Below are 908 nucleotides of genomic sequence, written 5' to 3' on the forward strand. Positions count from 1 at the left end.
CCGTGGCCCTCGGCCGCGCCGAGCGTCATGACGCAATGGATGTCGGGGTCGCCCTCGATGTCCACCCGATAGGTCGCGTCGAACTCCGATGTCGGCCAGCCGGGCGCGACATCGCGGGCCATCCGGATCACGTGCTCGATCACGATGGCCTCGCGGCCGTTGACCACGCCCGCGGCCCGGGTTCGCACGGCACCGCAGGTGCCCGCCTTGATGGTGCCGAACGCCACCTCGATGTCGCGGTCGGTCAACTCGCGGTCCAGCGAACCGCGCACCTGCTCCACCTCGACACCCAGGCCGTTGGCCATCAGGAATATCGGTGCCTTCCAAGCCATCTCGATGAATCCGGGTGTCTTCAGCATGGGCTCGAAATCCAAGGGGCGACCGAATCCCATCCCGTCCATCATCACGTCGGCCACCGGGTAGTGGTCGTTGAGCGCGACCTCACTGGCCGTGATGGTGCGGATGCTCTTGGACTGCGTCGTCATCAGCAGGGCGAGCTGATCGGAGGCGAAACCCGGGAAGATGCCCGAGACGTAGAACGACGCGCCGCCGGCCTTGGCGGCCGCCTCGAGCTGGTCGCGCCAGTCCGGGGCGAAATACGCCGGCGGGTAGACGAGGCTCGTCGACGATGTCGACACCACGTTGACGCCGGCCCGCAGCAGCCGCAGGTAGTCGGGCACCGCGGCCCCGTCGCGTTCGGGCCCGCTCGCCGCGTACACCACGCAGTCGGGCGCCAGGGAGATCAGCGCATCGGCGTCGTTGGTGGCCGTCACGCCCAGGGGCTTGCCGCCGGCCAACTCGCCGGCGTCCTTACCGACCTTGTCCGCCGAATGCACCCACACGCCGACCAGGTCCAGATCCGGGCGACGCGCGATGGTACGGATGGCGATCGACCCGATGCCACCCGT

Annotated in this window: 1 protein-coding gene; it reads right to left on the reverse strand. The window is 68.8% G+C overall.

The window, feature by feature from the left end; translation table 11 throughout:
* Positions 1 to 908, reverse strand: a 908-nt coding sequence (locus A5702_RS15945; protein WP_068221860.1) for a dihydrodipicolinate reductase, incomplete at both ends; no start/stop codon positions are given.

The sequence above is a fragment of the Mycobacterium sp. E3339 genome, from assembly GCF_001666915.1.
Taxonomy (GTDB): Bacteria; Actinomycetota; Actinomycetes; order Mycobacteriales; family Mycobacteriaceae; genus Mycobacterium.